Genomic DNA, 20,960 nt, shown 5'->3' with positions numbered 1-20,960 from the left:
CCCCAGCCCCGCGACTACATCAACCAGCAGCAGATGGTCCTGGCCCTGGCGATCATCGTGCTCGGCATCGTCGTCGGCATGGACACCATCGCCGCCCCGGTGGTCAACGACGTCCCCGCCGGCTCGCCGCCCTGGTTCCCGCTGCTGTTCATCACCATCGCCTGCGGCGCGGTCTCGGGGTTCCACAGCCTCGTCGGCTCCGGGACCACCTCCAAGCAGCTGGACAGGGAGACCGACGCGCGCTTCGTCGGCTACATGAGTTCGCTGGGCGAAGGCACCCTGGCGGTGTGCTCGATCCTCGCCTGTACCGCCGGGGTGCTGGTGCTCTCCGGGAACGAGGGGCTGAGCTGGGACCAGATGTACGCCGACTGGGCCTCCGCGCAGGACAACCCGGCCGGGAGGTTCACCGAGGGCGTCGCGGGGTTCGCCGAGAACCTGCTGGTCCCCCAGCAGATCGGCATCGTCTTCGCCGCCATCGTCGTCATCAGCTTCGCCGCGACCAGCCTGGACACCGCGGTGCGCCTGCAGCGCTACATCATCCAGGAGATCGCCGACATCGCCGGGGTCCGCCCGCTCGCCCGGAACCTCACCCTGGCCACGCTGCTCGCCGTGGCCGTCCCGCTGGCGCTGGCCCTGGTCCCCGGCGACTTCGCGCTGGGCACCCTGTGGCTGCTGTTCGGCACCACCAACCAGCTCACGGCCGGGCTCGCGCTCTCGGTCATCGCGGTGTGGGTCACCCGGAGGGGGCGCAACCCCGTCATGGTGCTCATCCCGCTGGTGTTCCTGGTCGTGATGACCGCCTGGGCGCTGGTCATCCAGGCGATGGGGTTCCTCGCCTCGCCCGAGCCGCTGCAGAGGTTCCTGCTGGCCCCCCTCGACCTGGCCGTCCTGGCCCTGGCCGTGTGGATGGTGGTCGAGGCCGCCTTCGCCCTGCGCCGCGCGTTCGCCGAGCGGCGCGGGCGGCCGAGCCCGGGGGCGGAGAGCGGCGGCGACTCCGCGTCCTCGGTGGGCGGGGCAGACGAGGGGTGAACCGCGCCCCCAGGGGGTCGGGCGCCGTTCCCGGCCCCCTGGGGGGGCGACTCAGCGGCTGCGGTCGGTCTCCGAGACGCTGAAGGCGTGCTCGCCGCCGAGGTCCACCAGGGCGATATGACTGTAGGGCCGCTCCCTGTACCCGACGTAGCCGGACCAGTACTCCGTGGTGGCCGAGCCCTCGCCCTGGGCGACGACCGCCTCTCCGATGATCCGACCCCGATGGCCCTCGCGCAGCGTGACCGTGTCTCCAGGGGAGAGGTCCTCGCCGCCGGCGCGGACCTTGTACGGGTCGCACACCTCGATCCACAGCCGTGCCCCTGTGGAGTCGCGGGCGGAGGCGACCGTCTCGCAGTCGGCCTCCTGTGCCTGCGCGCCCTGCAACGGCGCCAGCGCCATTGCCGCGGCCCCCAGTACCGTCCCCGCCCGTATGAGCATCCGCATTCACGTACCCCCAGTGATCGCATGGCGACTGAACGCGGTAATACGTGCCCCCGGTGCAGTGCGAGGAAACGCGCAGGTCAGAGGAGAGGTTCGGGGAGGGGCAGGGGGTCAGCCGCCCGCTGCCCGCCGTGCCTCCAGGGCGGCCACGCCCTCCTTGCAGGCCTTGACCACCTCGCGGTGGTTGCGCAGCCGGTCCAGCATGCCGAAGGGCGCCACCTCCGCCACCGGGTCGCCCTCGGAGCCCTCCACGGACAGGCGGTTCCCCGTCACCGTCCCCGAGCGGTCCCAGCGCTCCCACCGCTCGAAGTCGGGGCTGTGCCGGTGCCCGAAGACGAACGCCCGCTCCCCGCGCCCGTGCAGGGGAGCCCCGTCCAGGCGGCGGACCAGCGCCGGGTCCCCGCCCTCCCGCGGCCACTCGTCGGCGGTGACCACGTCGACTCGCGGGTCCTCCGCGGGCCCGGCCGGGCTCTCCCCGATCGCCGGGCGGACCAGCAGCGCGTCCCCGGGGCGCGAGCGCACCGGGAGCTCCCGCTCGGTCTCGGCGCGGGCGAGCACGACCACCACCCGCGGCAGCCACCACCAGTTCTCCCGGCGGGCCATCAGGCTGTCGGCGCGCAGCCGCGTGGGCGGGTGCTTGACCAGTTCCTGGGGGAGCAGGTGCTCGGTGAACAGCTCGCCCTCGGCGTCGGCCACCACCTCGACGGGCCCGGCGGCCACCCGGCCGGGCCCGCCGTCGGCGCGCTCGCCCGACAGGGCGAACGCCGCCCGGCCGCCGGTCAGCGTGTCGGCCGCGGCCAGGTGGGCGGCGGGCAGGGCGGCGCAGGGGCGGCCCTCCAGCAGCAGCGGCACCACCGGGATGCCGGTCGGCCCGGCGGGGCCGACCCAGCACAGCTCTCCGGTGACCGCCCGCCGCCAGGCCTCAGCGTGGTCGTCGTGGTCGTCGGGAGCCGTCATACAAGGTCACGCCTTTGTGGTGATCGGGATCTCATGTTAGCTTCTGGTGACTTTAGTCGATCTTGACACGGTTTGTGATCATTCGGCGCGTCCGCGCCCAGCCACCTCCCCTGCGACGGCCTCACCGGCGCCCCGGCGACCGCCGGGTCAAGGGGAACGAACCGCGGATAGTAAGGATCCCTCAATGCCGGCAGTCGTCGTGCTGGTCGCCGCACTGGCGATCTTCGCGCTGGGCTACAGGTACTACTCTGCCTACCTCTCCAAGCGCGTCTTCGCGCTTGACCCGGCCTTCACCACCCCCGCCCACGCCTACAAGGACGGCGTGGACTTCCTGCCCACCAACAAGCACATCGTCTTCAGCCACCACTTCATCTCCGTGGCCGGTGCGGCGCCCATCGTGGGCCCGGCCGTGGCGGTGTTCTGGGGCTGGGGTCCGGCGCTGGTCTGGGTGGTGCTGGGCACCGTCTTCGCGGCGGGGGTGCACGACTTCGGCGCCCTGGCCGTCTCGGTGCGCCACAAGGCCAAGAGCATCGGCACCCTGGCCAGCGAGGTCATCGGCAAGCGCGCCCGCGCGCTCTTCCTGGTGATCATCTTCTTCCTGCTGACCCTGGTGAACGCGGTCTTCTCGGTGGTCATCACCAACCTGTTCATCGGCACCCCCGAGGCGGTCCTGCCGGTCCTGGTCCCCATCCCGCTGGCGGTCGTCGTCGGCCAGTTCGTCTACCGCCGCCGTACCGCCGCCCTGCTGCCGTCGGTGGTGGCCCTGGTGCTCATCTACGCCTGCATCCCGCTGGGGCAGAGCTTCCCGGTCACCGTCGACCCGCTGGCCGGCCTGCTCGGCGTGGAGCCGCGGATGGTGTGGATCGTGCTGATCTTCGCCTACGCCTTCCTGGCCTCGCGGCTGCCGGTGTGGCTGCTGCTGCAGCCGCGCGACTACGTCAACCAGCAGCAGATGCTGGTCGCGCTGCTGGTGATCCTGCTCGGCGTCGCGGTGGGCATGGACACCATCGCCGCCCCGGTGGTCAACGACGTCCCCGCCGACTCCCCGTCCTGGTTCCCGCTGCTGTTCATCACCGTGGCCTGCGGCGCCATCTCCGGCTTCCACAGCCTGGTCGCCTCGGGGACGACCGCCAAGCAGCTCGACAAGGAGACCGACGCGCGCTACGTGGGCTACATGGGCGCTGTGGGCGAGGGCAGCCTGGCGCTGTGCTCCATCCTGGCCTGCACGGCCGGCGTGGTCATCGTCTCCGACCAGAGCTGGGACGCGATCTACGCCGACTTCGGCACCGCCTCGGCCGGCGCCACCGGAAACTTCGTCAACGGCGTCGCCGGGTTCGCCTCCAACCTGGGCATCCCCGCCGCCACCGCCACGGTCTTCGCCGCCGTGGTCGTCATCAGCTTCGCCGCCACCACCATGGACACCGGCGTGCGGCTGCAGCGCTACATCGTCCAGGAGATCGGCGAGATCGCCCGCGTCCGGCCGCTGGCGCGCAACCTGACCCTGGCCACCGTGGTGGCGACCCTGGTGCCGCTGGCGCTGGCGATGATCCCGGGCGACTTCGCCTTCGGCACCCTGTGGCAGCTGTTCGGCACCACCAACCAGCTCACCGCCGGCCTGGCCCTGGCCGTCGTCGCGGTCTGGGTGACCAAGAAGTCGCGCAACCCGGTCGCGGTCCTCGTCCCACTGGTCTTCCTGATGGTCATGACCTCCTGGGCGCTGGTGACCAACCTGTGGAAGTTCGCCACCTCCGACGAGCTGGTCGACGTGGTGCTGCTGGCGCCGCTGGACGCGGTCATCTTCGTCGTCGCGCTGTGGCTGATGGTCGAGGCCGCCCTGGCCCTGCGCAAGGCGTGGGCCGAGCGCGGCGCCCTGCAGGCGGGTTCGCCGGCCGCCCAGGACGGGCAGGACGACGCCGTCGAGACGACCGCGGACACGGAGGCCTGACGGCGATGGGTGCGCGCCTTGAGCGACTGCGCGAGGCCTGGCGCAAGGTGGAGGAGTTCCACACCGCCTGGTTCGAGACGCGGTGGCGCCACGTCATGCGCCGCGAGGCGCGCACCCAGCAGGACACCCTCCGGGCCCTGCTGCTCCTGGAGACCCTGGGGGTGGAGGGCCCGGTGGCCTATGAGACGCTCGACCTCATCCCTTACATGGTCGCCGACCTGCACGAATGGCACCAGCGCATGGGGCGGGAGGACTTCGGCGATCCGGGGGTGTGCTGTTGAGCAGGGGCAAGGGCCGGGGAAAAGGCCCGAGTAGGGACGCGGAAGGCGGGGGAGGCGCACCGCCCATCGTGTTCTTCGGTGGGAAGGGCGGCGTCGGCAAGACCACCATGGCCGCCGCTTACGCCCTCAAGTGCGCAGACGAAGGGCTGCGCACGCTCGTCGTGTCCACCGACCCCGCCCACTCCCTGGGCGACGCGCTCGAAGCCCGCCTGGGGGACAAGCCCGTCAAGCTCGCGGAGTCCCTCTGGGCGCGCGAGCCGGACGCCGACGCGGCGGTCGACCGCCGGGTCCAGGAGGTGACCGACGACGCCTACCGCGCGCTTCCGCGCGACATCATGCCCGCCGTCTCCCGCCACCTCGAACACGCCGCCTCCAGCCCCGGAATGGCCGAGTCGGCCCTGGCCGACCTGCTCATGGACGCCATGGAGGAGGTCCCCGACACCTGGGACCGGCTGGTCGTCGACAGCGCGCCCACCGGGCACCTGCTGCGCCTGCTGGCCCTGCCCGAACTGCTGACGCCGTGGGTACGCGGTCTCGCCCGCCAGCGGGAGCGCGTCCTCGACGCCGACCGCCTCGCCGCCGGGATCGTCGGCGGCCCCAGCGAGGCACCGGACGACCCCTTGCTGGAGAAGCTGCACGCCCGCAGACGCAAGCTGGAGCGGGCCGCCGACCGGCTGCGCGGTGATGCATGGGTGCGGCTGGTGCTCATCCCCAGACGGATGGTCCTCGCCGAGACCGAGCGCGCCGCAGAGCAGCTCACCGAGGCCGGCTTCCGCCTGGGCCCCGCGGTCATCAACCAGGTCCCTGAGGACGCCGACACCGGGCCCCTTGAGGCGGCCAGGCGGCGCTTCGCCGAGGCCGGGGCGGTCGAGCTCGGCCTGACCCCGAGTGAGCCGACAGGGCAGCCGGCCCTGCGCGCGCTGGCCGCGCACCTGTAGCCGTGCCCCGCCCTGCCCGGCCTCCTGAACTCCGCCTCCCGGACGCCGCCGGGAAAGCGGGGGAGGTGGGCCGGTCAGCCGGGGCCGCCGGGGGGAAGGACCACCCGAAAGGGTTTCGGACGCCGAGATTCCGCCACAGGCAGGACCGGTAGGCTCGGAACGGGGAACTCTGGAGGTGGGGTGGCGAACCGTACGAACACGCCGGGCGACCGGGTGTGGACGATTCCGAACATGCTCAGCATGCTGAGGCTGCTCGGCGTGCCGCTGTTCCTGTGGCTGATCCTGGTCCCCGAGGCCGACTGGTGGGCGCTGGGCGTCCTGGCGTTCGCGGGCCTGTCGGACTGGCTCGACGGCAAGATCGCGCGCGCATGGAACCAGGCCAGCCGGCTCGGCGCCCTGCTGGACCCCATGGCCGACCGGCTCTACATCTTCGCGGCCGTGCTGGGCCTGGTCGTGCGCGGCGTCGTGCCCTGGTGGCTGATGGCCGTGCTCGTGCTGCGCGACGTGCTCATGATCGGGTCGCTCCCGGTGCTGCGCCACTTCGGCTACGGCCCGCTCCCGGTCAACTTCGCGGGCAAGGCGGCGACGCTGTGCCTGCTCTACTCCTTCCCGCTGCTGTTCGTGGCCGGATACGGCGGCGTGGTAGGCGATGTCGCACGGATTACGGGTTGGGCGTTCGCCCTGTGGGGAACTGCTATCTACTGGTGGGCCGGACTGCTGTACGCGGTCCAGGGCCAGAGTCTGATCCGACAGGCCCGGCGCGCCGACCGCGCGACCGCTCCGGAACGGGGTACCGGTGCGGATGCGGCGGGCGCGCCCGGCGGATCCGGGGCATGCGAGGGCGAGGAGCAGAAGGCCGTCGGGCCGGACGCCCCGTCCACCGGCGACCCCGGGCCGCCCCACAGTGACAGGAAGGGAGCGACTTCCTCGCCATGAGAGAACGCCCGAGGGCGTATCAGCGACCGACCGGGGGCAGGACCAGCGACGAGAGACTCAGACCGGCGGCGGGCAGGCGCACCGCCCCGGCGGACCGGAGGTGCCCCAGATGAAGGCCGTCGTCATGGCGGGCGGTGAGGGGACCCGCCTGCGCCCCATGACCGCCAACCAGCCCAAGCCGCTGCTGCCCGTGGTCAACAAGCCGATCATGGAGCACGTGCTGCGGCTGCTCAAGAAGCACGGCATCGACGAGACCGTGGTCACCGTGCAGTTCCTGGCCACGCTCATCCGCAACTACTTCGGCGACGGCGAAGAGCTGGGGATGAAGCTGCACTACGTGGCCGAAGAGGTGCCGCTGGGCACCGCCGGCAGCGTGAAGAACGCCGAGGAGCACCTGCACGGCGAGCCCTTCATCGTCATCTCCGGCGACGCGCTCACCGACATCGACCTCAGCGACATGCTGCGCTTCCACCGCGAGAACGGGGCCATGGTCACCATCGGCCTCAAGCGCGTGGCCAACCCCTTGGAATTCGGCATCATCATCGTCGACGACGAGGGGCGCGTGCAGCGCTTCCTGGAGAAGCCCACCTGGGGGCAGGTCTTCTCGGACACGGTGAACACCGGCATCTACATCATGGAGCCGGAGGTGCTGGAGCGCGTGGCCGCCGGAGAGGTGGTGGACTGGTCCGGCGACGTCTTCCCCGAGCTGCTCAAGGAGGGCGAACCCCTCTACGGCTATATCGCCGACGGCTACTGGGAGGACGTGGGGACCCACGAGTCCTACCTGAGCGCCCAGGCCGACGTGCTCAAGGGGCTCGTGGACGTCGAGATCGACGGCTTCGAAGTCTCCCCCGGGGTGTGGGTCGGTGAAGGCGCCGAGATCGATCCGGAGGCCGTGCTCAAGGGCCCCCTCTACATCGGGGACTACGCCAAGGTGGAGGCCGGCGCCGAGCTGCGCGAGTACAGCGTTCTGGGCAGCAATGCGGTGGTGCGCTCGGAGGCCTTCCTCCATCGCACGGTGGTGCACGACAACGTCTATATCGGCGCCTCGACCAACCTGCGCGGCTGTGTCGTCGGAAAGAACACCGATGTGATGTCCGGGGCCCGGATCGAAGAGGGCGCCATCATCGGCGAGGAATGCGTCATCGAGTCCGAGGCGTACCTCTCCAACGACATCAAGGTCTACCCCTTCAAGACCATTGAGGCCGGGGCGGTCGTCAACACCAACGTCATCTGGGAGTCGCGCGGCCAGCGCTCGCTGTTCGGTCCCAGAGGCGTCTCCGGGCTGATCAACGTCGAGATCACGCCCGAACTCGCCGTGCGCCTGGCGAGCGCCTATGCCACCACCCTGAAGAAGGGATCGGTCGTCACCACATCGCGGGACGCCTCCCGGGCCGCGCGCACGCTCAAGCGCGCCGTCGTCAGCGCCCTGACTGCGGGCGCGATCGACGTGCGGGACCTGGAGGCGGTCCCCATGCCGGTGGCCCGTTACAACACCTCGCACAGCGGTGTCAGCGGGGGGATCGCCATCCGCACGACGCCGGGCGACCCGCAGGCGGTGGACCTGGTCTTCCTCGACTCCAGCGGGGCCGACCTCTCGCCGGCCGCCCAGCGCAAGCTGGAGCGCGTCTACTCGCGCGCCGAGTTCCGCCGCGCCTTCCCCGGGGAGATCGCCGAGCTGTCCTTCCCCTCCCGGGGGGTCGAGGGCTACGCCCAGGAGCTGCTCCGGCGCATCGACACCTCGGGCGTGGCCGAGGCGGAGATGAAGGTCGTCATCGACTGTGCGGGCGGGACCGGGTCGCTGGTGCTGCCGTCCCTGCTCGGCAGGATCGGCGCCGACGTCCTCACCCTCAACAACCGGCTGGACGAGGCCTCGCCGACCGACACCCTCGCCAAGCAGATGCGCGACCTGCAGCACCTGGGCGAGCTGGTGTCCTCCTCCCGGGCCGACTTCGGGGTGCGCTTCGACCCGGTGGCCGAGCGGCTGTCGATCGTCGACGAGAAGGGCGAGCTCATCGACAACGAGCGCGCGCTTCTGGTCGTGCTGGACCTGGTGGCCGCCGAGCGCGGCGGGGGACGGGTGGCGCTGCCGGTGACCACCACCCGCGTCGCCGAGAGGGTCGCCCGGTTCCACGGCGCCGAGGTGCAGTGGACGCCCACCGCCACCGACGAGCTCACGAAGGCGGCCAAGGCCGACGACATCGTCTTCGCGGGCGACGGGCGCGGCGGGTACATCATGCCGGAGTTCACCCGGACCACCGACGGCATCGCCGCGTTCGTGCGGCTGCTCGGGCTGGTGGCGCGGACCCGGCTGTCGGTCAGCCAGATCGACCGGCGCATCCCCCAGGCGCACCAGCTGCGCCGCTCGGTGCCCACGCCCTGGGCGGTCAAGGGCAGTGTCATGCGGGCCGTCGTGGAGGCCGCGGGGGAGCGCGAGATCGACACCACCGACGGGGTGCGGGTGGTCGAGCCCGACGGCTCCTGGGCGCTGGTGCTGCCCGACACCTCCGAGGCGGTCACCCGCATCTGGGCCGAGGGCGCCGACTCCGACACCGCGCAGCGCCTGCTGGACGAGTGGGCGGCGGTCGTGGAGCGCGCCGAGGGATGACCCTGGCGGGGGGCGGTGCGGACGGCTTGCGGGCCGTCCGTACCGCTCGGCCGGAGTCGGCCGAAATCCGTTGCGGCTCAGGGCCCGCGGGCGCTCCGGCAGGGGCTGGATATGGTTTAGAGTCGAGTGTTCCCGCAACACTGGCCACGCGGACGGGGGACGCGCCGGACGGATGCCGGAGGTAAGGAGGACGACCGCCGAGGGCGATCCGGGAACACCGACGAGCACCCCCTTCGTTGCCAGGAGGGAGAGCCTGGGAGGTGAGCGGCTTCGGCCGCCAGGCAGGACCAGACCAGCAGCCGATACGTATCTGAGCACCGCCCCCGTGCGGTAGGAGGCCGAGCCGACCTATGTCGAGCGTTAACTGCACGCAGTGCGGTCACGCCGTTGCGGATGATGCCCGTTTCTGCTCCAACTGTGGGACCCCCGTGCGCAGGGGCGGACAAGAGCCCGCCCGGGCCGGTGAGCGCCGCGACTCCGTCGGCGAGACCACGTCCACGATCTCCATCGCCGGCATCCAGGCCCTCGAGGCCGAGACGGACGCCGCCGAGGAGCTTCCGGCCGATACGGCCAACGTGGAGGCCCTGCCGCCCGGTACCGCGCTGCTGGTGGTCAAGCGGGGGCCCAACGCCGGCAGCCGCTTCCTGCTCGACTCCGACATCACCACCGCCGGGCGCCACCCCAACAGCGACATCTTCCTCGACGACGTCACGGTGTCCCGGCGCCACGTGGAGTTCTTCCGCCGCGGCGACGGCTTCGGGGTGCGCGACGTGGGCAGCCTGAACGGCACCTACGTCAACCGCGAGCGCATAGACGAGGCGGAGCTCGGCGGCGGCGACGAGGTGCAGATCGGCAAGTTCCGCCTGGTGCTGCTCACCAAGCCGCGCCGCTGACCAGGAACGCGCACAGGGGCCGGGCGCGGAAGGTTTGCGCCCGCCCCCGACCGGACAGCCTTGTAATCGAAGACCGTCGGCAGCGGCGCGGAGCGGCCTCCGGCCCCAGGGCGCCCCGTCCGGAGGCGGCGGCCTAGCCTTGTACGAGGACGGGAACGACAGCACAGCCGGGCCGGTGCCCATCCGGTACACCAGTCGTGGGGACGGAGCCGCAGTGAAGCACATGGAGGTCGTCGGCGTCCGGGTCGAGATGCCCTCGAACCAGCCGATCGTCTTGCTGAAGGAGACCGGCGGCGAACGCTACCTGCCCATCTGGATCGGGGCGGTGGAGGCCACCGCGATCGCGCTGGCCCAGCAAGGGGTGACCCCTGCGCGCCCGCTGACCCACGACCTCTTCCGCGACGTCCTCGAAGCCTTGGACGCCACCCTCGACACGGTCAACATCACCGCCCTCGACGACGGGATCTTCTACGCCGAACTGGTGTTCTCCAACGGCGTCGAGGTGAGCGCGCGCCCCTCGGACTCCATCGCCCTGGCCCTGAGGACCGGAGCGACGATCTACGCCAAGGAGGACGTCATCGACGAGGCCGGCGTCCCCATCCCGGACGAGCAGGAGGACGAGGTGGAGAAGTTCCGCGAGTTCCTCGACACCATCACTCCTGAGGACTTCGGCCGCACCACCTGAGGACCCCGTCGGGGAGCATTCCCCCTTCGTCCTTATCAGCCTTGTAGGCGCAGTCCTTTTTCGCGGACGTCCTCAGCGGACGCCGCCTTTCGAGCGCGCGTCGCGAACGGTCACGAAGAGCCAGACGGCGAACAGCCCGAGGAGCGCGGCCGTCGCCACGGTCGGATAGTAGGCGACATCGAGCGCGAGCACGGAAGACGCCAGCGCGGCGGCGGCGAGCCCGAACGAGACGTGTTTCATGCGCCATTCCCTCCGATTCGACAACGCCCCGGAGCGTAGCAGCGACACACGGCACGTGAATCGCCCTGCCGTCCATCGACCGGCGGCTTGACCGGGAGTGGAGAATTCCCTGTTCCCCCTCCTGGTGAAGGCGGGAGCGAGCAGACTGAGGGCATCGTGATTCCCCCGGGGTGGAAGGACCCGTGTGATGCGTCGGTCGGGCATTTTGCTATTCCCCGTGACGGTGGTGGCAGCGGCGTGCGGCCCAGGAGAGGGGATGCCGGCCGCGGATCCGTCGGGGTCGCCGTCGTCGGATGAGGCGCTGTGGTTCACCGTCAAGGTGTCCACGGGGTCGGGGGCGCTCGGACGCAACCACGATGACGAGTTCTGCGTATGGTTGGGGACGTCGTACGTGCTGCGGGACGCGAAGGGCGGCATCGTGGCCGCGGGGGAGGCGCAGTCCCGCATCGAGGGGGAGGCCGAGGCGGGCGGGGGAGCCTGCGCAGATCGGCGAGGTGACGTCCCTGGACCCCTACGAGTGCGCCATGGACTTCAAGATCGAGGACGTTCCCGAAGACGATTTCTATGAGCTGGAGGTGGATACAGAATCGGTCCTGGGCGACGGGGAGTCCATCGAGACGACGACCCTTTCTCGTGAGGAAGTGGATTCGGTGGTGCACCTGGAATTCACTCGGTGAACCTCATCGGCCCGCTTCGGCGCACCCCCGGCCCGCATGTCCGAGCTATGGGATGCCGTGGCGGATCTTGTCCTCGCACTCCTGCGGGAGCCCTGTCTGCTCGGTGCACTGCTGGATCTGCTCGTCCACGCTGGGTACTTCGAGGTCCTCATTACGGGGCAGCTGTGAGCACTCCGTCTCTGACCCACCGCCGTAGATGCACTCCTCGTAGCTCACCCACGCGTCGTCCTGTGTCGACTCGGAGGCCGGCTCGGGGACGTGTTCCGGGGCGGCGACCGTCGCGGACGCGCTCTGCTCTGCACTGGGCAGGTCCTCCCATGAACGTGGCGAGGCGCTCGGTGACGGTGAGGTCCCGGGGGACGACCGACCTGCGGTCTCGGTGGGCTGCGCGAAGCACGCGGCCGTGAGCAGGAGGACCGCTATGGGGATCAGAGTGCGCATGACGGCTCCTCGACGCGTGGTTTCCCAGTGTGCTCCGGCCGTGAGGCGACGGCAATGTTCGGTCGTCGTAGGTCATCCGGGACATGTGGGGGAAAAGGTGCGACCTGGGGAAGGGGGAGCGGTCGCTCGCGAACCGGGCCGACCCCTCGTGCTTGGGGACTGGTGCTCCGGGTAGCGGGCGGGGAGTGCAGTCGCCGTGCGGAGGGAGTCGAGCCATGGCACGCCGTCGCGGGGTCGCCGTTGTGACCGGGGCCAGTGCGGGTGTCGGGCGGGGGACCGCCCGGCGGCTGGCCTCCGAGGGGTGGGACGTGGGGCTGATCGCCCGCGGGGACGCCGGTCTCGACGGGGCCGCCGCAGAGGTCCGCTCGGTCGGGCGCCGGGCCGCGGTGGCCGTGGCCGACGTCGCCGACGAACAGGCGGTGGAGCAGGCGGCCGACCTCGTCACCGAAGAGCTCGGCCCGATCGACCTGTGGGTCAACAACGCCATGGCCTCGCTGCTGTCCCCGGTCATGGACGCCGGTGCGGACGAGTTCCGGCGGGTCACCGAGGTCGGCTACCTCGGGTTCGTGCACGGCACCCGGGCCGCGCTGCGCCGCATGATCCCGCGCGACCGCGGGGTGGTGGTCCAGGTCGGCTCGGCTCTGGCCTTCCGCGGGATCCCCCTGCAGGCGGCGTACTGCGCCGCCAAGCACGCGGTGCGCGGGTTCACCGACTCCGTGCGCGCCGAACTGGCGCACGACGGCTCCAAGGTGCGCGTGACCGAGGTGCACCTGCCCGCGGTGAACACGCCCCAGTTCGGCTGGGTGCGCGCGCACATCCAGGGGCGGCCGCGGCCGGTCGCGCCGGTCTTCGACCCGGCGGTGGCGGCGCGCGCCGTCGCCCATGCGGCCCGGCACCCGCGCCCCCGCGGCTTCCTGGTCGGCTCCTCCACCGTGGGCACGGTCGCCGCCTCCCGGCTCGCGCCCCACCTGCTCGACCGGCGGCTGGGGCGCACCGCCTACGCCGCCCAGGAGCGTCGGCGCCGGGTCCTGCCCGACCGCGACGACAACCTGTTCTCCCCGCTGGACACCGGCGGCCCGGAGGCCGACCGGGGAGCGCGGGGCATGTTCGGCCGGGAGGCGCGCCGCTTCAGCCCGCAGGCCGTCGTCGACCGGCACCGGACCGCGACCGCCTCCGCCCTGCTGCTCGCCGCGGGTGCCGCCGCCCTGGCCGTCCGTTGGCGCCGCGCTTAGACGGAGACGGAGAGCTGAGGAGGTTGCGGCCCGTCGGCCCTATCTGCGAGGGCAAGCCGACAGAGGTAGGGCCCGGCCGCAGAAGACGGGTGAACGCAGGCCACTGGCAGGCGTCCGGGAGCCGCGAATACCCTTGCCTCGATCGGACGAGCACCCCTCGGCACCCCGGTGACCGCCGGGCCCGAGGCTTCAAGGAGGAGTGTGGCCCGACCTCTGCTGTTCCTCGATGTGGACGGCCCTCTCAACCCCTATGCCGGGACTCGCCGCTCCCTCCACCGGGCCGGGTACAGCCGCCACCCGGCCAATGCCGACGTGCTTCTGTGCCGTTCTCACGGTGAAGCCGTCCTCACCCTGCCCCTAGAACCGGTGTGGGCCACCACCTGGGAGCACGGTGCCAACGCCTGGATCGGACCGTTCCTCGCACTGCCCGAGCTTCCGGTCGTGGAGTGGCCGGACGCCGCGCCCGCCTACGGTGGGCTGCACTGGAAGACCGTGCCCATCGTGGACTTCGCGTCCGACCGCCCCTTCGCCTGGGTGGACGACGAGCTCGGCGACGCCGACCGCGACTTCGTCGCCCGTCATCACCCCGGCCCGGCACTGCTGCACTACGTCGACCCTGCCCTTGGGCTGGCGGACGGCGACTTCGCGGCGCTGAAAGCCTGGGCCGAGCACGCCGCGGCGCCTACGGGGGATGCGCCGTGATCCCCGCCGCCTCGGGGCCGACAGCGGCTCCTGCGGCGTCGGCGGGCCCGTGCCACGGAGAGCGGCGGTCTGGAAGCCCCGGCGTGCGCCCCGGTCCGGTAGGTTCGGGGCCTGTTCAACGGTGAGTCGGAGATCCGTAGGGGGACGCATGGGCAGCGAGCGCCGCTCCGACCCGGTCGAGGAGATCATCGCGGCGTGGCGCCGGGAGCGGCCGCAGACCCCCGTCGACTCCATCGCGGTGGTCACGCGGATCTGGCAGCTCGCCAAGCACTTCGGGGACGACCGCCGGGCCGTGCTCGCCGAGGCGGGCATCGACCCGGCCACCCTGGACCTGCTCAGCGTGCTGCGCCGCAGCGGGGAGCCCTACACCGTGAGCACCCGGGAACTGGCCGAGCGCTCACTGGTCACCGCCGGGGCGATCACCCAGCGGGTGGCGCGTGCCGAGGCCCTGGGGCTGGTCCGGCGCCACCCGGCCCGCAAGGGCAGCCGCGCCGTCCACATCGAGCTCACCGAGGCCGGGCACCGGCTGGTGGAGGAGACGGTCGACCGCGTCCTGCGCCGCGAGGCCGAACTCCTGTCGGGCCTGGCCCCCGGGCAGCGGGACGAGCTCGCCGCGCTGCTGGGAACGCTCCTCGACAGCGTGCAGGAGACGCTCGGCAGCAGCGGAGTCACGCACGTGGGCCACGGATAGCGGGCTACCCCGTCTTGGCGGGGTCGCGCTCGACGAGGCCCTCCAGGACCTCGTCGATGCGGGCGCGCAGGTCGGCGTCGAGCACGGTGCCCGAGGCCTTGGCGTTCTCGGCGACCTGCTCGGGGCGGCTGGCGCCGATGACGGCCGAGGAGACCGACGGGTGGTGCAGGACCCACGCGATCGCCATGCGGGCCAGGGGCATCCCGGCCTCCTGGGCGAGCCCCTTGAGCTCCTGCACGGCGGCGAGCACCGCCGGGTCGCCGAACCACTGCCCGGCGAGCATGTCCACGAAGCGCCGCCCGGTGGCGTCGGCGGCCCGCGACCCGGGCGGGGGCTGGGCGCCGGGGCGGTACTTGCCGGTGAGCAGCCCCTGGGCCAGCGGCGACCAGACGACCTGGCCGATGCCCTCGCGCTCGCACGCCGGGAAGACCTGGGCCTCGGGGACCCGCCACAGCAGGGAGTACTGGGGCTGCGAGGCGATCAGCGGCACGTGCAGTTCGCGGGCGAGCGCGGCCGCGCGCGCGATCTGCTCGGCGGTCCACTCGCTGACGCCGACGTAGAGGACCTTTCCGGAGCGCACCAGGTCGGCGAAGGCGAGCATGGTCTCCTCCAGCGGGGTGGAGGGGTCGAAGCGGTGCGCGTAGTAGAGGTCGACGTAGTCGGTGCCCAGGCGCCGTAGGGAGGCCTCGCAGCTCTCCACGACGTGCTTGCGGGACAGGCCGCGGTCGTTGGGACCGGGTCCGGTGGGGTTGCAGACCTTGGTGGACAGCACCAGCGATGCGCGGCGCCGGTCGGCCAGGGCCGCGCCGAGCACGCTCTCGGCGCGGGTCTCGGAGTAGACGTCGGCGGTGTCGAAGCTCGTGATCCCGGCGTCGAGGGCGGCGTGCACACAGGCGGTCGCGGCCTCGTCGTCGATCTGGGATCCGTGGGTGATCCAGTTGCCGTAGGAGATCTCGCTGATCTTCAAGCCGCTGGCACCGAGGGGGCGGTGGTGCACCGGTTCCTCCTGCGGGTCGTCGGGTGGGGACACCGCAGAACGTATAGCGCTAAACGAAAAACGGCAAACAGGGCGGGCGGTGGCTGTCGGCGGCCTTGGTGTCCATCGGTTGTCGCAACGAGGAAGTCGTTGAGGGCCTCGGCGGGGGTGCGGTGGCCCGGGGGCCTGCGGGGTCGGCCCAGGCGCTCGGCGAGCTCCTCACGTTCGGTGGCCGTGCGCCGCTTGCCCGGCGCGTTGGGCCCCTTCCACCTCGAACGACAGTGTTGCAGCGCGAACGAGCCCCCATCGCCTGGCCTCCCGTGGCGGTGGACGGAGGAGGGGGATCGTTCACCCCGGGGATCTGTCCCTCGGTGCGCCAGCCGGTCGTGTGGAGCCCGCATCTTCGGTGGACGGATTGCGCGTGTCCTGTGCCCGGTCGGTTCGCCGTCGGGGCGGGGGCTCTAGCGGAACCGGCGATCGGGAGTGGTCGAATCGCCACCTCGCGCGCGGTTGATCACCGCTCCCGGGCGGCCGACCCGCGTCATGGCACACCGCCATCTTGAATCGATTCATGGTAGGACATGGATCGCGTCGGCTTGGGCATGGGTGTGGTGTCGGGTCGGCGGACGGGTGGCCGACCGCGGCGGCGCGGGGGCGGTGAGGCGTGGGGGTTCGAGGTGACGCATCGTCACTACGTGTTCGCAGATGAGGGGCTTGACGTGTGCGGGGGCACGTGCAAGTGTTGCGCCCATCACTTTGAATCGTTTTAGAGTGGCTTCCGTCCCGTTCGCGCGGCACCCCACGCCACCGGCGGCGGCTCTCCCCTACGAGCAGGAGCGAACCATGACGACCCACCACGCCCTCAGGGGGCGCCCCCCGGCACCCCGCCGGCGGGCCGACCGGGCGTGACACCGGCGGGCCCCGGGCCGGTACCGTCCGCCGCGGCGCCGGGGCCCGCCCGTCCCTCTTCCCGCACCCCCGCACCACCCCCTCCAGCGCAGGCGCGCCCGGCCCCACGGCCGCACCGACCGCCTCCGCTGCGGCGCGGACGCCACGCCCGCGCCGACGACGAGATGGAGAACCCCGCAGATGAAGGCTGCGACGACCTCAGCGTCGAAATGGAAGGCCACCACCGCCGTGGCCATGTCCAACTACATCGAGGCCGGGTCGATCATCGCGATCGCCACCAGCCTCAGCCTCTGGCAGGACGAGTTCGGCCTGGACAGCATGGCGGTGGGCCTGCTCAGCGCCCTGAGCGCCAACGCCTTCGGCGCGGCGATCGGCGCCGCGGTCGGCGGCCCGCTGTGCGACCGCTACGGCCGCAAGTTCATCTACACCTACGACCTGCTGCTGTACATGCTCGGCACGCTCTTCGCGGTCTTCGCGATGAACTTCGGCATGCTGCTCACCGGGTTCGTGCTCACCGGCATCGCCGTCGGCGCCGGGGTCACGGCCGCCTGGACCTACATCGCCGAGGAGGCCCCGGACGACCGCAGGGCCGGGCACGTCGGGGTCGCCCAGCTCGCCTGGTCGATCGGCCCGGCCATCGGGTTCCTGCTCGCCGTCCTCGTCGAACCGCTCGGGCTGCTCGGCGCCCGGCTGGTCTTCGCCCACCTGTTCGTCGTCGCCGCCGTCACCTGGTGGGTGCGGCGCGGGCTCGACGAGTCGCAGCGGTGGAAGGAGCAGCGGTCCGACCCCGAACGGGTCGGCACCTACCGCGGCTTCCTTCAGCTGCTGACGCACCGCAAGAACCTCACCGCGCTGCTGTTCCTGGTCGGCGTGTACGGCCTGTGGAACACCGTCGCCGGCCAGGCCGGCATCTTCCAGCCGCGCATCTACGAGGCGACCGGCCTGACCGACGCCTCCTCCCAGTACCTCCTGCAGGTGCTGGTGTGGACCCTGACGTCGGCCGCGACGTTCTGGGGCTTCATGAAGCACGGCGACAGCTTCTCCCGCCGCCGGCTCTACTTCATCGGCGCCGCCCTGGGGGTGGCCGCCTGGGCCGTGCTCATCTACGGCCCGGCCGGCTGGTTCTCCCTGCTGTTCTTCGCGACCGGCTGGGGCGTCTCGGCCGGCATCGGCGCCCAGGCCTTCTACGGCCTGTGGGCGGCCGAGCTGTTCGCGACCCGCTACCGCGCCTCCGCCCAGGGCGTCATGTTCATGCTGGTGCGCGTCATGGTCGGCGTCCTGAGCCTGTGGTTCCCGCTGATGCTGGAGCAGACCGGCATCCACGGGGTGGGCGTGCTCATCCTCGGCCTGCTGGTCGCCGCCCTGGTCATCGGCACCGTCTGGGCGCCCAAGACCCAGGGCAAGAGCCTGGAGCAGATCGAGGTCGAGCGGTACGGCCGGGTCCTCGACCCGGGCCCCCGCGGGCGGACCCCGGCCGCGGCCGGCGAGTGAGCACGTGAGGAAGGAGGAACCGGTGGAGCGCGTGTGCTTCCGCATGCAGGTGCGGCCCGACCGGATGGAGGAGTACATCGAGCGGCACCGGGCGGTGTGGCCGCCGATGCTCCGGGCCCTGCGGGAGGCCGGATGGACGAACTACTCGCTGTTCGCACAGGACGACGGCACCGTCATCGGCTACCTGGAGACCCCCGACTACGAGGCGGCCCAGGCCCGGATGGACACCACCGAGATCAACGCGCGGTGGCAGGCCTCGATGCGCCCCTTCTTCGCGGAGGGCGGCTCCTTCGAAGCCGGCCCCGTCCGCCTGCGGGAGGTCTTCCACCTGGAGGACCAGCTCGCCGCCGTTGACGCCACCACGGAAGGGAGGGCGCAGTGACCGCCTTCGACCAGATCACCGAGGACCTCGCCGCCCAGGCCATCGAGCTGCCCTCGTGGGCCTTCGGCAACTCCGGGACCCGCTTCAAGGTGTTCGGCACCCCGGGGACCCCGCGCGACGCGTTCGAGAAGGTCTCCGACGCCGCCCAGGTGCACCGCCACACCGGCCTGGCCCCCACCGTGGCCCTGCACATCCCCTGGGACCGGTGCGACTTCGCGGCCCTGGACGAGCACGCCCGGGAGAACGGCGTGCGCCTGGGCACCGTCAACTCCAACACCTTCCAGGACGACGACTACAAGTTCGGCGCCCTGACCCACGAGGACCCGCGCATCCGGCAGAAGGCGATCGACCACCACTTCGCGTGCATCGACATCATGCACCGGACCGGGTCGCGCGACCTGAAGATCTGGCTGGCCGAGGGCTCCAACTACCCGGGCCAGGCCGACATGCGCGGCCGCCAGGACCGCCTGCACGCGTCGCTGCGGGCCATCTACGACCGCCTCGGCCCCGACCAGCGCCTGGTCCTGGAGTACAAGTTCTTCGAGCCGGCCTTCTACCACACCGACGTCCCGGACTGGGGGACCAGCTACGCCCAGGTCGCCGCGCTCGGCGAGCGGGCGGTGGTCTGCCTGGACACCGGCCACCACGCGCCCGGCACCAACATCGAGTTCATCGTCATGCAGCTGCTGCGGCTGGGAAAGCTGGGCTCGTTCGACTTCAACTCGCGCTTCTACGCCGACGACGACCTCATCGTCGGCGCCGCCGACCCCTTCCAGCTCTTCCGGATCCTGGTGGAGGTCGTGCGCGGCGGGGGGCTGAACGACCCGGACGTGGCCTTCATGCTCGACCAGTGCCACAACGTGGAGAACAAGATCGCCGGACAGATCCGCTCGGTGCTCAACGTCCAGGAGATGACCGCCCGCGCGCTCCTCCTCGACACCGCGGCGCTGCGCGACGCCCAGGTCGCCGGCGACGTGCTGCGCGCCAACGAGGTCTTCATGGACGCCTTCCAGACCGACGTCCGCCCGATGCTGGCCCGGTGGCGCGCCTCGCGCGGGCTGCCGGCCGACCCCATGCGCGCCTACCGCGACTCCGGCTACCAGGAGGCGATCGAGGCCGAGCGCGTCGGCGGCACCCAGGCGGGCTGGGGGGCCTGAGCCCGCGCGCCGGATCCCACGGAACAGCGAAAGAGAGAGGCACGAAGAAGCGATGCCCGACCTCCACCCCACGGTGGCCGAGCTCATCGCGCGGTCGAACGCGCTGGGCTCGGACCCCCGCAACACCAACTTCGCCGGCGGCAACACCTCGGCCAAGGGCACCGGGACCGACCCCGTGACCGGTGAGGACGTCGAACTCCTCTGGGTCAAGGGGTCCGGCGGCGACCTGGGCACCCTCACGCCGGAGGGCCTGGCGGTGCTGCGCCTGGACCGCATGCGGGCCCTGGCCGGCGTCTACCCCGGCGTCGAGCGCGAGGACGAGATGGTCGCCGCGTTCGACTACTGCCTGCACGGCAAGGGCGGCGCCGCACCGTCCATCGACACCGCCATGCACGGCCTGGTCGAGGCCGCGCACGTCGACCACCTCCACCCCGACTCGGGCATCGCGATCGCCACCGCCGCCGACGGCGAGGAGCTGACCCGCACCGTCTTCGGCGGCAAGGTCGTGTGGGTGCCCTGGCGCCGGCCCGGGTTCCAGCTCGGGCTGGACATCGCCGAGGTCAAGCGGGCCAACCCGCAGGCCGTGGGCACCATCCTGGGCGGGCACGGCATCACCGCCTGGGGGGAGACCTCCGAGGAGGCCGAGGCCAACTCGCGCTGGATCATCGCGACCGCCGAGCGCTACATCGCGGAGAAGGGCGCCGCCGAGCCGTTCGGCGCCGTGCGGCCGGGGTACGCCCCGCTGCCCGAGGAGGAGCGCCGGGCCAAGGCGGCCGCCCTCGCCCCGCACCTGCGCCGGATCGCCTCGACCGACACGCCGGCGGTCGGGCACTTCACCCACTCCGCCGCCGTGCTCGACTTCCTGTCCCGGGAGAAGATGCCGGCGCTGGCGGAGCTGGGCACCAGCTGCCCCGACCACTTCCTGCGCACCAAGGTCAGACCGCTCGTCGTCGACCTGCCCGCCGACACCCCCGTGGAGGAGGTCGTCGCGGCGCTGCCCGCGCTCCACCAGGCCTACCGCGCCGACTACCGGGCCTACTACGAGCGCTACGCCACCGAGGACTCCCCGGCGATGCGGGGCGCCGACCCGGCCGTCGTCCTGGTCCCGGGCGTGGGCATGTTCACCTACGGCGCCGACAAGCAGACCGCGCGCGTGGCCGGCGAGTTCTACGCCAACGCCGTCAACGTGATGCGCGGCGCCGAGGCGCTGTCCTCCTACAGCCCGATCGGCGAGGAGGAGAAGTTCCGCATCGAGTACTGGGCGCTGGAGGAGGCCAAGCTCAAGCGCCGGCCCGCGCCCAAGCCGCTGGCCACGCGGGTGGCGTTCGTGACCGGTGCGGCCTCGGGGA

The 20,960-nt window shown here is 71.8% G+C and carries 21 protein-coding genes; 16 read left to right on the top strand and 5 right to left on the bottom strand.

Going from position 1 to position 20,960, the window contains the following annotated elements:
• Window positions 1–1,029: carbon starvation CstA family protein (locus tag D450_RS30155; protein ID WP_017539237.1), on the top strand; the 1,029-nt coding region annotated here is incomplete at its 5' end.
• A gap of 51 nt (window positions 1,030–1,080) precedes the next feature.
• Here the strand turns inward: D450_RS30155 and D450_RS0113690 are convergent.
• Both D450_RS0113690 and D450_RS0113685 read right to left on the bottom strand, forming a co-directional pair.
• On the bottom strand, window positions 1,081–1,473 hold the full coding sequence (locus D450_RS0113690) for a hypothetical protein (protein ID WP_026128540.1): 393 nt from the start codon (window positions 1,471–1,473) through the stop codon (window positions 1,081–1,083).
• Between the two features lie 108 nt (window positions 1,474–1,581).
• Window positions 1,582–2,427 carry a hypothetical protein gene (locus D450_RS0113685; RefSeq protein ID WP_017539235.1) on the bottom strand — a complete coding sequence of 282 codons (846 nt, stop codon included), beginning with the start codon at window positions 2,425–2,427 and terminating at the stop codon, window positions 1,582–1,584.
• A gap of 184 nt (window positions 2,428–2,611) precedes the next feature.
• Between D450_RS0113685 and D450_RS0113680 the strand changes: the two genes are divergently transcribed.
• From D450_RS0113680 to D450_RS0113650, 7 genes are all read left to right on the top strand, one after another.
• The gene (locus tag D450_RS0113680) at window positions 2,612–4,372 is read left to right on the top strand and encodes a carbon starvation CstA family protein (RefSeq protein WP_017539234.1); all 1,761 of its coding nucleotides are present in this window, start codon (window positions 2,612–2,614) and stop codon (window positions 4,370–4,372) included.
• A gap of 5 nt (window positions 4,373–4,377) precedes the next feature.
• Window positions 4,378–4,653, top strand: a complete 276-nt coding sequence (locus tag D450_RS0113675) for a cory-CC-star protein (protein ID WP_017539233.1) — start codon at window positions 4,378–4,380, stop codon at window positions 4,651–4,653.
• A gap of 107 nt (window positions 4,654–4,760) precedes the next feature.
• The gene (locus tag D450_RS0113670) at window positions 4,761–5,591 is read left to right on the top strand and encodes an ArsA family ATPase (RefSeq protein ID WP_394296824.1); all 831 of its coding nucleotides are present in this window, start codon (window positions 4,761–4,763) and stop codon (window positions 5,589–5,591) included.
• Between the two features lie 231 nt (window positions 5,592–5,822).
• Window positions 5,823–6,527: a CDP-alcohol phosphatidyltransferase family protein gene (locus D450_RS0113665; RefSeq protein ID WP_017539231.1), complete on the top strand. Its 705-nt coding sequence runs from the start codon at window positions 5,823–5,825 to the stop codon at window positions 6,525–6,527.
• A gap of 109 nt (window positions 6,528–6,636) precedes the next feature.
• Window positions 6,637–9,135: a mannose-1-phosphate guanyltransferase gene (locus D450_RS0113660; protein WP_017539230.1), complete on the top strand. Its 2,499-nt coding sequence runs from the start codon at window positions 6,637–6,639 to the stop codon at window positions 9,133–9,135.
• A gap of 350 nt (window positions 9,136–9,485) precedes the next feature.
• Window positions 9,486–10,028: an FHA domain-containing protein gene (locus tag D450_RS0113655; RefSeq protein WP_026128538.1), complete on the top strand. Its 543-nt coding sequence runs from the start codon at window positions 9,486–9,488 to the stop codon at window positions 10,026–10,028.
• A gap of 214 nt (window positions 10,029–10,242) precedes the next feature.
• Entirely contained in the window at window positions 10,243–10,713 is a 471-nt protein-coding gene (locus D450_RS0113650) for a bifunctional nuclease family protein (protein WP_017539228.1), read from the top strand.
• A gap of 72 nt (window positions 10,714–10,785) precedes the next feature.
• On the opposite strand, the gene D450_RS34000 is transcribed toward D450_RS0113650, so the two are convergent.
• On the bottom strand, window positions 10,786–10,953 hold the full coding sequence (locus D450_RS34000; RefSeq protein ID WP_017539227.1) for a hypothetical protein: 168 nt from the start codon (window positions 10,951–10,953) through the stop codon (window positions 10,786–10,788).
• Window positions 10,954–11,477: 524 nt separating this feature from the next.
• Here D450_RS34000 and D450_RS33685 point away from each other — a divergent pair.
• Window positions 11,478–11,630, top strand: coding sequence for a hypothetical protein (locus D450_RS33685; protein WP_161631146.1), 153 nt, complete (start codon window positions 11,478–11,480; stop codon window positions 11,628–11,630).
• Between the two features lie 45 nt (window positions 11,631–11,675).
• Here D450_RS33685 and D450_RS0113635 read toward each other — a convergent pair whose 3' ends face one another.
• Window positions 11,676–12,071 (bottom strand): hypothetical protein, encoded by a 396-nt coding sequence (locus D450_RS0113635; RefSeq protein ID WP_017539225.1) that lies wholly within the window; start codon window positions 12,069–12,071, stop codon window positions 11,676–11,678.
• Window positions 12,072–12,286: 215 nt separating this feature from the next.
• Here D450_RS0113635 and D450_RS0113630 point away from each other — a divergent pair, with 215 nt between their 5' ends.
• From D450_RS0113630 to D450_RS0113620, 3 genes are all read left to right on the top strand, one after another.
• On the top strand, window positions 12,287–13,303 hold the full coding sequence (locus tag D450_RS0113630) for an SDR family oxidoreductase (protein ID WP_026128537.1): 1,017 nt from the start codon (window positions 12,287–12,289) through the stop codon (window positions 13,301–13,303).
• A gap of 201 nt (window positions 13,304–13,504) precedes the next feature.
• Window positions 13,505–14,005, top strand: coding sequence for an HAD domain-containing protein (locus tag D450_RS0113625; protein WP_026128536.1), 501 nt, complete (start codon window positions 13,505–13,507; stop codon window positions 14,003–14,005).
• A 148-nt stretch (window positions 14,006–14,153) separates the two neighbouring features.
• On the top strand, window positions 14,154–14,696 hold the full coding sequence (locus D450_RS0113620) for a MarR family winged helix-turn-helix transcriptional regulator (RefSeq protein WP_017539222.1): 543 nt from the start codon (window positions 14,154–14,156) through the stop codon (window positions 14,694–14,696).
• A gap of 4 nt (window positions 14,697–14,700) precedes the next feature.
• Here the strand turns inward: D450_RS0113620 and D450_RS0113615 are convergent, their stop codons facing one another.
• Window positions 14,701–15,693 carry an aldo/keto reductase family protein gene (locus D450_RS0113615; RefSeq protein WP_026128535.1) on the bottom strand — a complete coding sequence of 331 codons (993 nt, stop codon included), beginning with the start codon at window positions 15,691–15,693 and terminating at the stop codon, window positions 14,701–14,703.
• A gap of 1,068 nt (window positions 15,694–16,761) precedes the next feature.
• Between D450_RS0113615 and D450_RS0113610 the strand changes: the two genes are divergently transcribed.
• The 4 genes from D450_RS0113610 to rhaD all read left to right on the top strand — a co-directional run.
• Complete coding sequence (locus D450_RS0113610; protein WP_051063586.1) at window positions 16,762–18,072, top strand: MFS transporter; 1,311 nt, start codon at window positions 16,762–16,764, stop codon at window positions 18,070–18,072.
• A 22-nt stretch (window positions 18,073–18,094) separates the two neighbouring features.
• Window positions 18,095–18,454, top strand: coding sequence for an L-rhamnose mutarotase (locus D450_RS0113605; protein WP_017539219.1), 360 nt, complete (start codon window positions 18,095–18,097; stop codon window positions 18,452–18,454).
• The gene (gene rhaI, locus D450_RS0113600) at window positions 18,451–19,611 is read left to right on the top strand and encodes an L-rhamnose isomerase (RefSeq protein ID WP_017539218.1); all 1,161 of its coding nucleotides are present in this window, start codon (window positions 18,451–18,453) and stop codon (window positions 19,609–19,611) included. The genes D450_RS0113605 and rhaI overlap by 4 nt, the downstream gene beginning before the upstream one ends.
• Window positions 19,612–19,663: 52 nt before the next feature.
• Window positions 19,664–20,960, top strand: a 1,297-nt coding sequence (gene rhaD / locus D450_RS0113595; protein WP_017539217.1) for a bifunctional rhamnulose-1-phosphate aldolase/short-chain dehydrogenase, incomplete at its 3' end; no start/stop codon positions are given.

The organism is Nocardiopsis halophila DSM 44494, assembly GCF_000341245.1.
GTDB classification, from domain to species: Bacteria; Actinomycetota; Actinomycetes; order Streptosporangiales; family Streptosporangiaceae; genus Nocardiopsis_A; species Nocardiopsis_A halophila.
The sequence above is the reverse complement of the archived record's forward strand: the minus strand, read 5'-3'. Positions and strand labels throughout refer to the sequence as shown.

Excerpts from the sequence above, each read along its gene's own strand:
- D450_RS33685 (WP_161631146.1), top strand. The coding sequence starts at position 11,478 with ATGGACTTCAAGATCGAGGACGTTCCCGAAGACGATTTCTATGAGCTG.
- D450_RS0113685 (WP_017539235.1), bottom strand. The coding sequence starts at position 2,427 with ATGACGGCTCCCGACGACCACGACGACCACGCTGAGGCCTGGCGGCGG.
- D450_RS0113655 (WP_026128538.1), top strand. The coding sequence starts at position 9,486 with ATGTCGAGCGTTAACTGCACGCAGTGCGGTCACGCCGTTGCGGATGAT.
- D450_RS0113660 (WP_017539230.1), top strand. The coding sequence starts at position 6,637 with ATGAAGGCCGTCGTCATGGCGGGCGGTGAGGGGACCCGCCTGCGCCCC.
- D450_RS0113670 (WP_394296824.1), top strand. The coding sequence starts at position 4,761 with ATGGCCGCCGCTTACGCCCTCAAGTGCGCAGACGAAGGGCTGCGCACG.
- D450_RS0113620 (WP_017539222.1), top strand. The coding sequence starts at position 14,154 with ATGGGCAGCGAGCGCCGCTCCGACCCGGTCGAGGAGATCATCGCGGCG.
- D450_RS0113690 (WP_026128540.1), bottom strand. The coding sequence starts at position 1,473 with ATGCGGATGCTCATACGGGCGGGGACGGTACTGGGGGCCGCGGCAATG.
- D450_RS0113675 (WP_017539233.1), top strand. The coding sequence starts at position 4,378 with ATGGGTGCGCGCCTTGAGCGACTGCGCGAGGCCTGGCGCAAGGTGGAG.
- D450_RS0113635 (WP_017539225.1), bottom strand. The coding sequence starts at position 12,071 with ATGCGCACTCTGATCCCCATAGCGGTCCTCCTGCTCACGGCCGCGTGC.
- D450_RS0113680 (WP_017539234.1), top strand. The coding sequence starts at position 2,612 with ATGCCGGCAGTCGTCGTGCTGGTCGCCGCACTGGCGATCTTCGCGCTG.
- D450_RS34000 (WP_017539227.1), bottom strand. The coding sequence starts at position 10,953 with ATGAAACACGTCTCGTTCGGGCTCGCCGCCGCCGCGCTGGCGTCTTCC.
- D450_RS0113665 (WP_017539231.1), top strand. The coding sequence starts at position 5,823 with ATGCTCAGCATGCTGAGGCTGCTCGGCGTGCCGCTGTTCCTGTGGCTG.
- D450_RS0113610 (WP_051063586.1), top strand. The coding sequence starts at position 16,762 with ATGAAGGCTGCGACGACCTCAGCGTCGAAATGGAAGGCCACCACCGCC.
- D450_RS0113630 (WP_026128537.1), top strand. The coding sequence starts at position 12,287 with ATGGCACGCCGTCGCGGGGTCGCCGTTGTGACCGGGGCCAGTGCGGGT.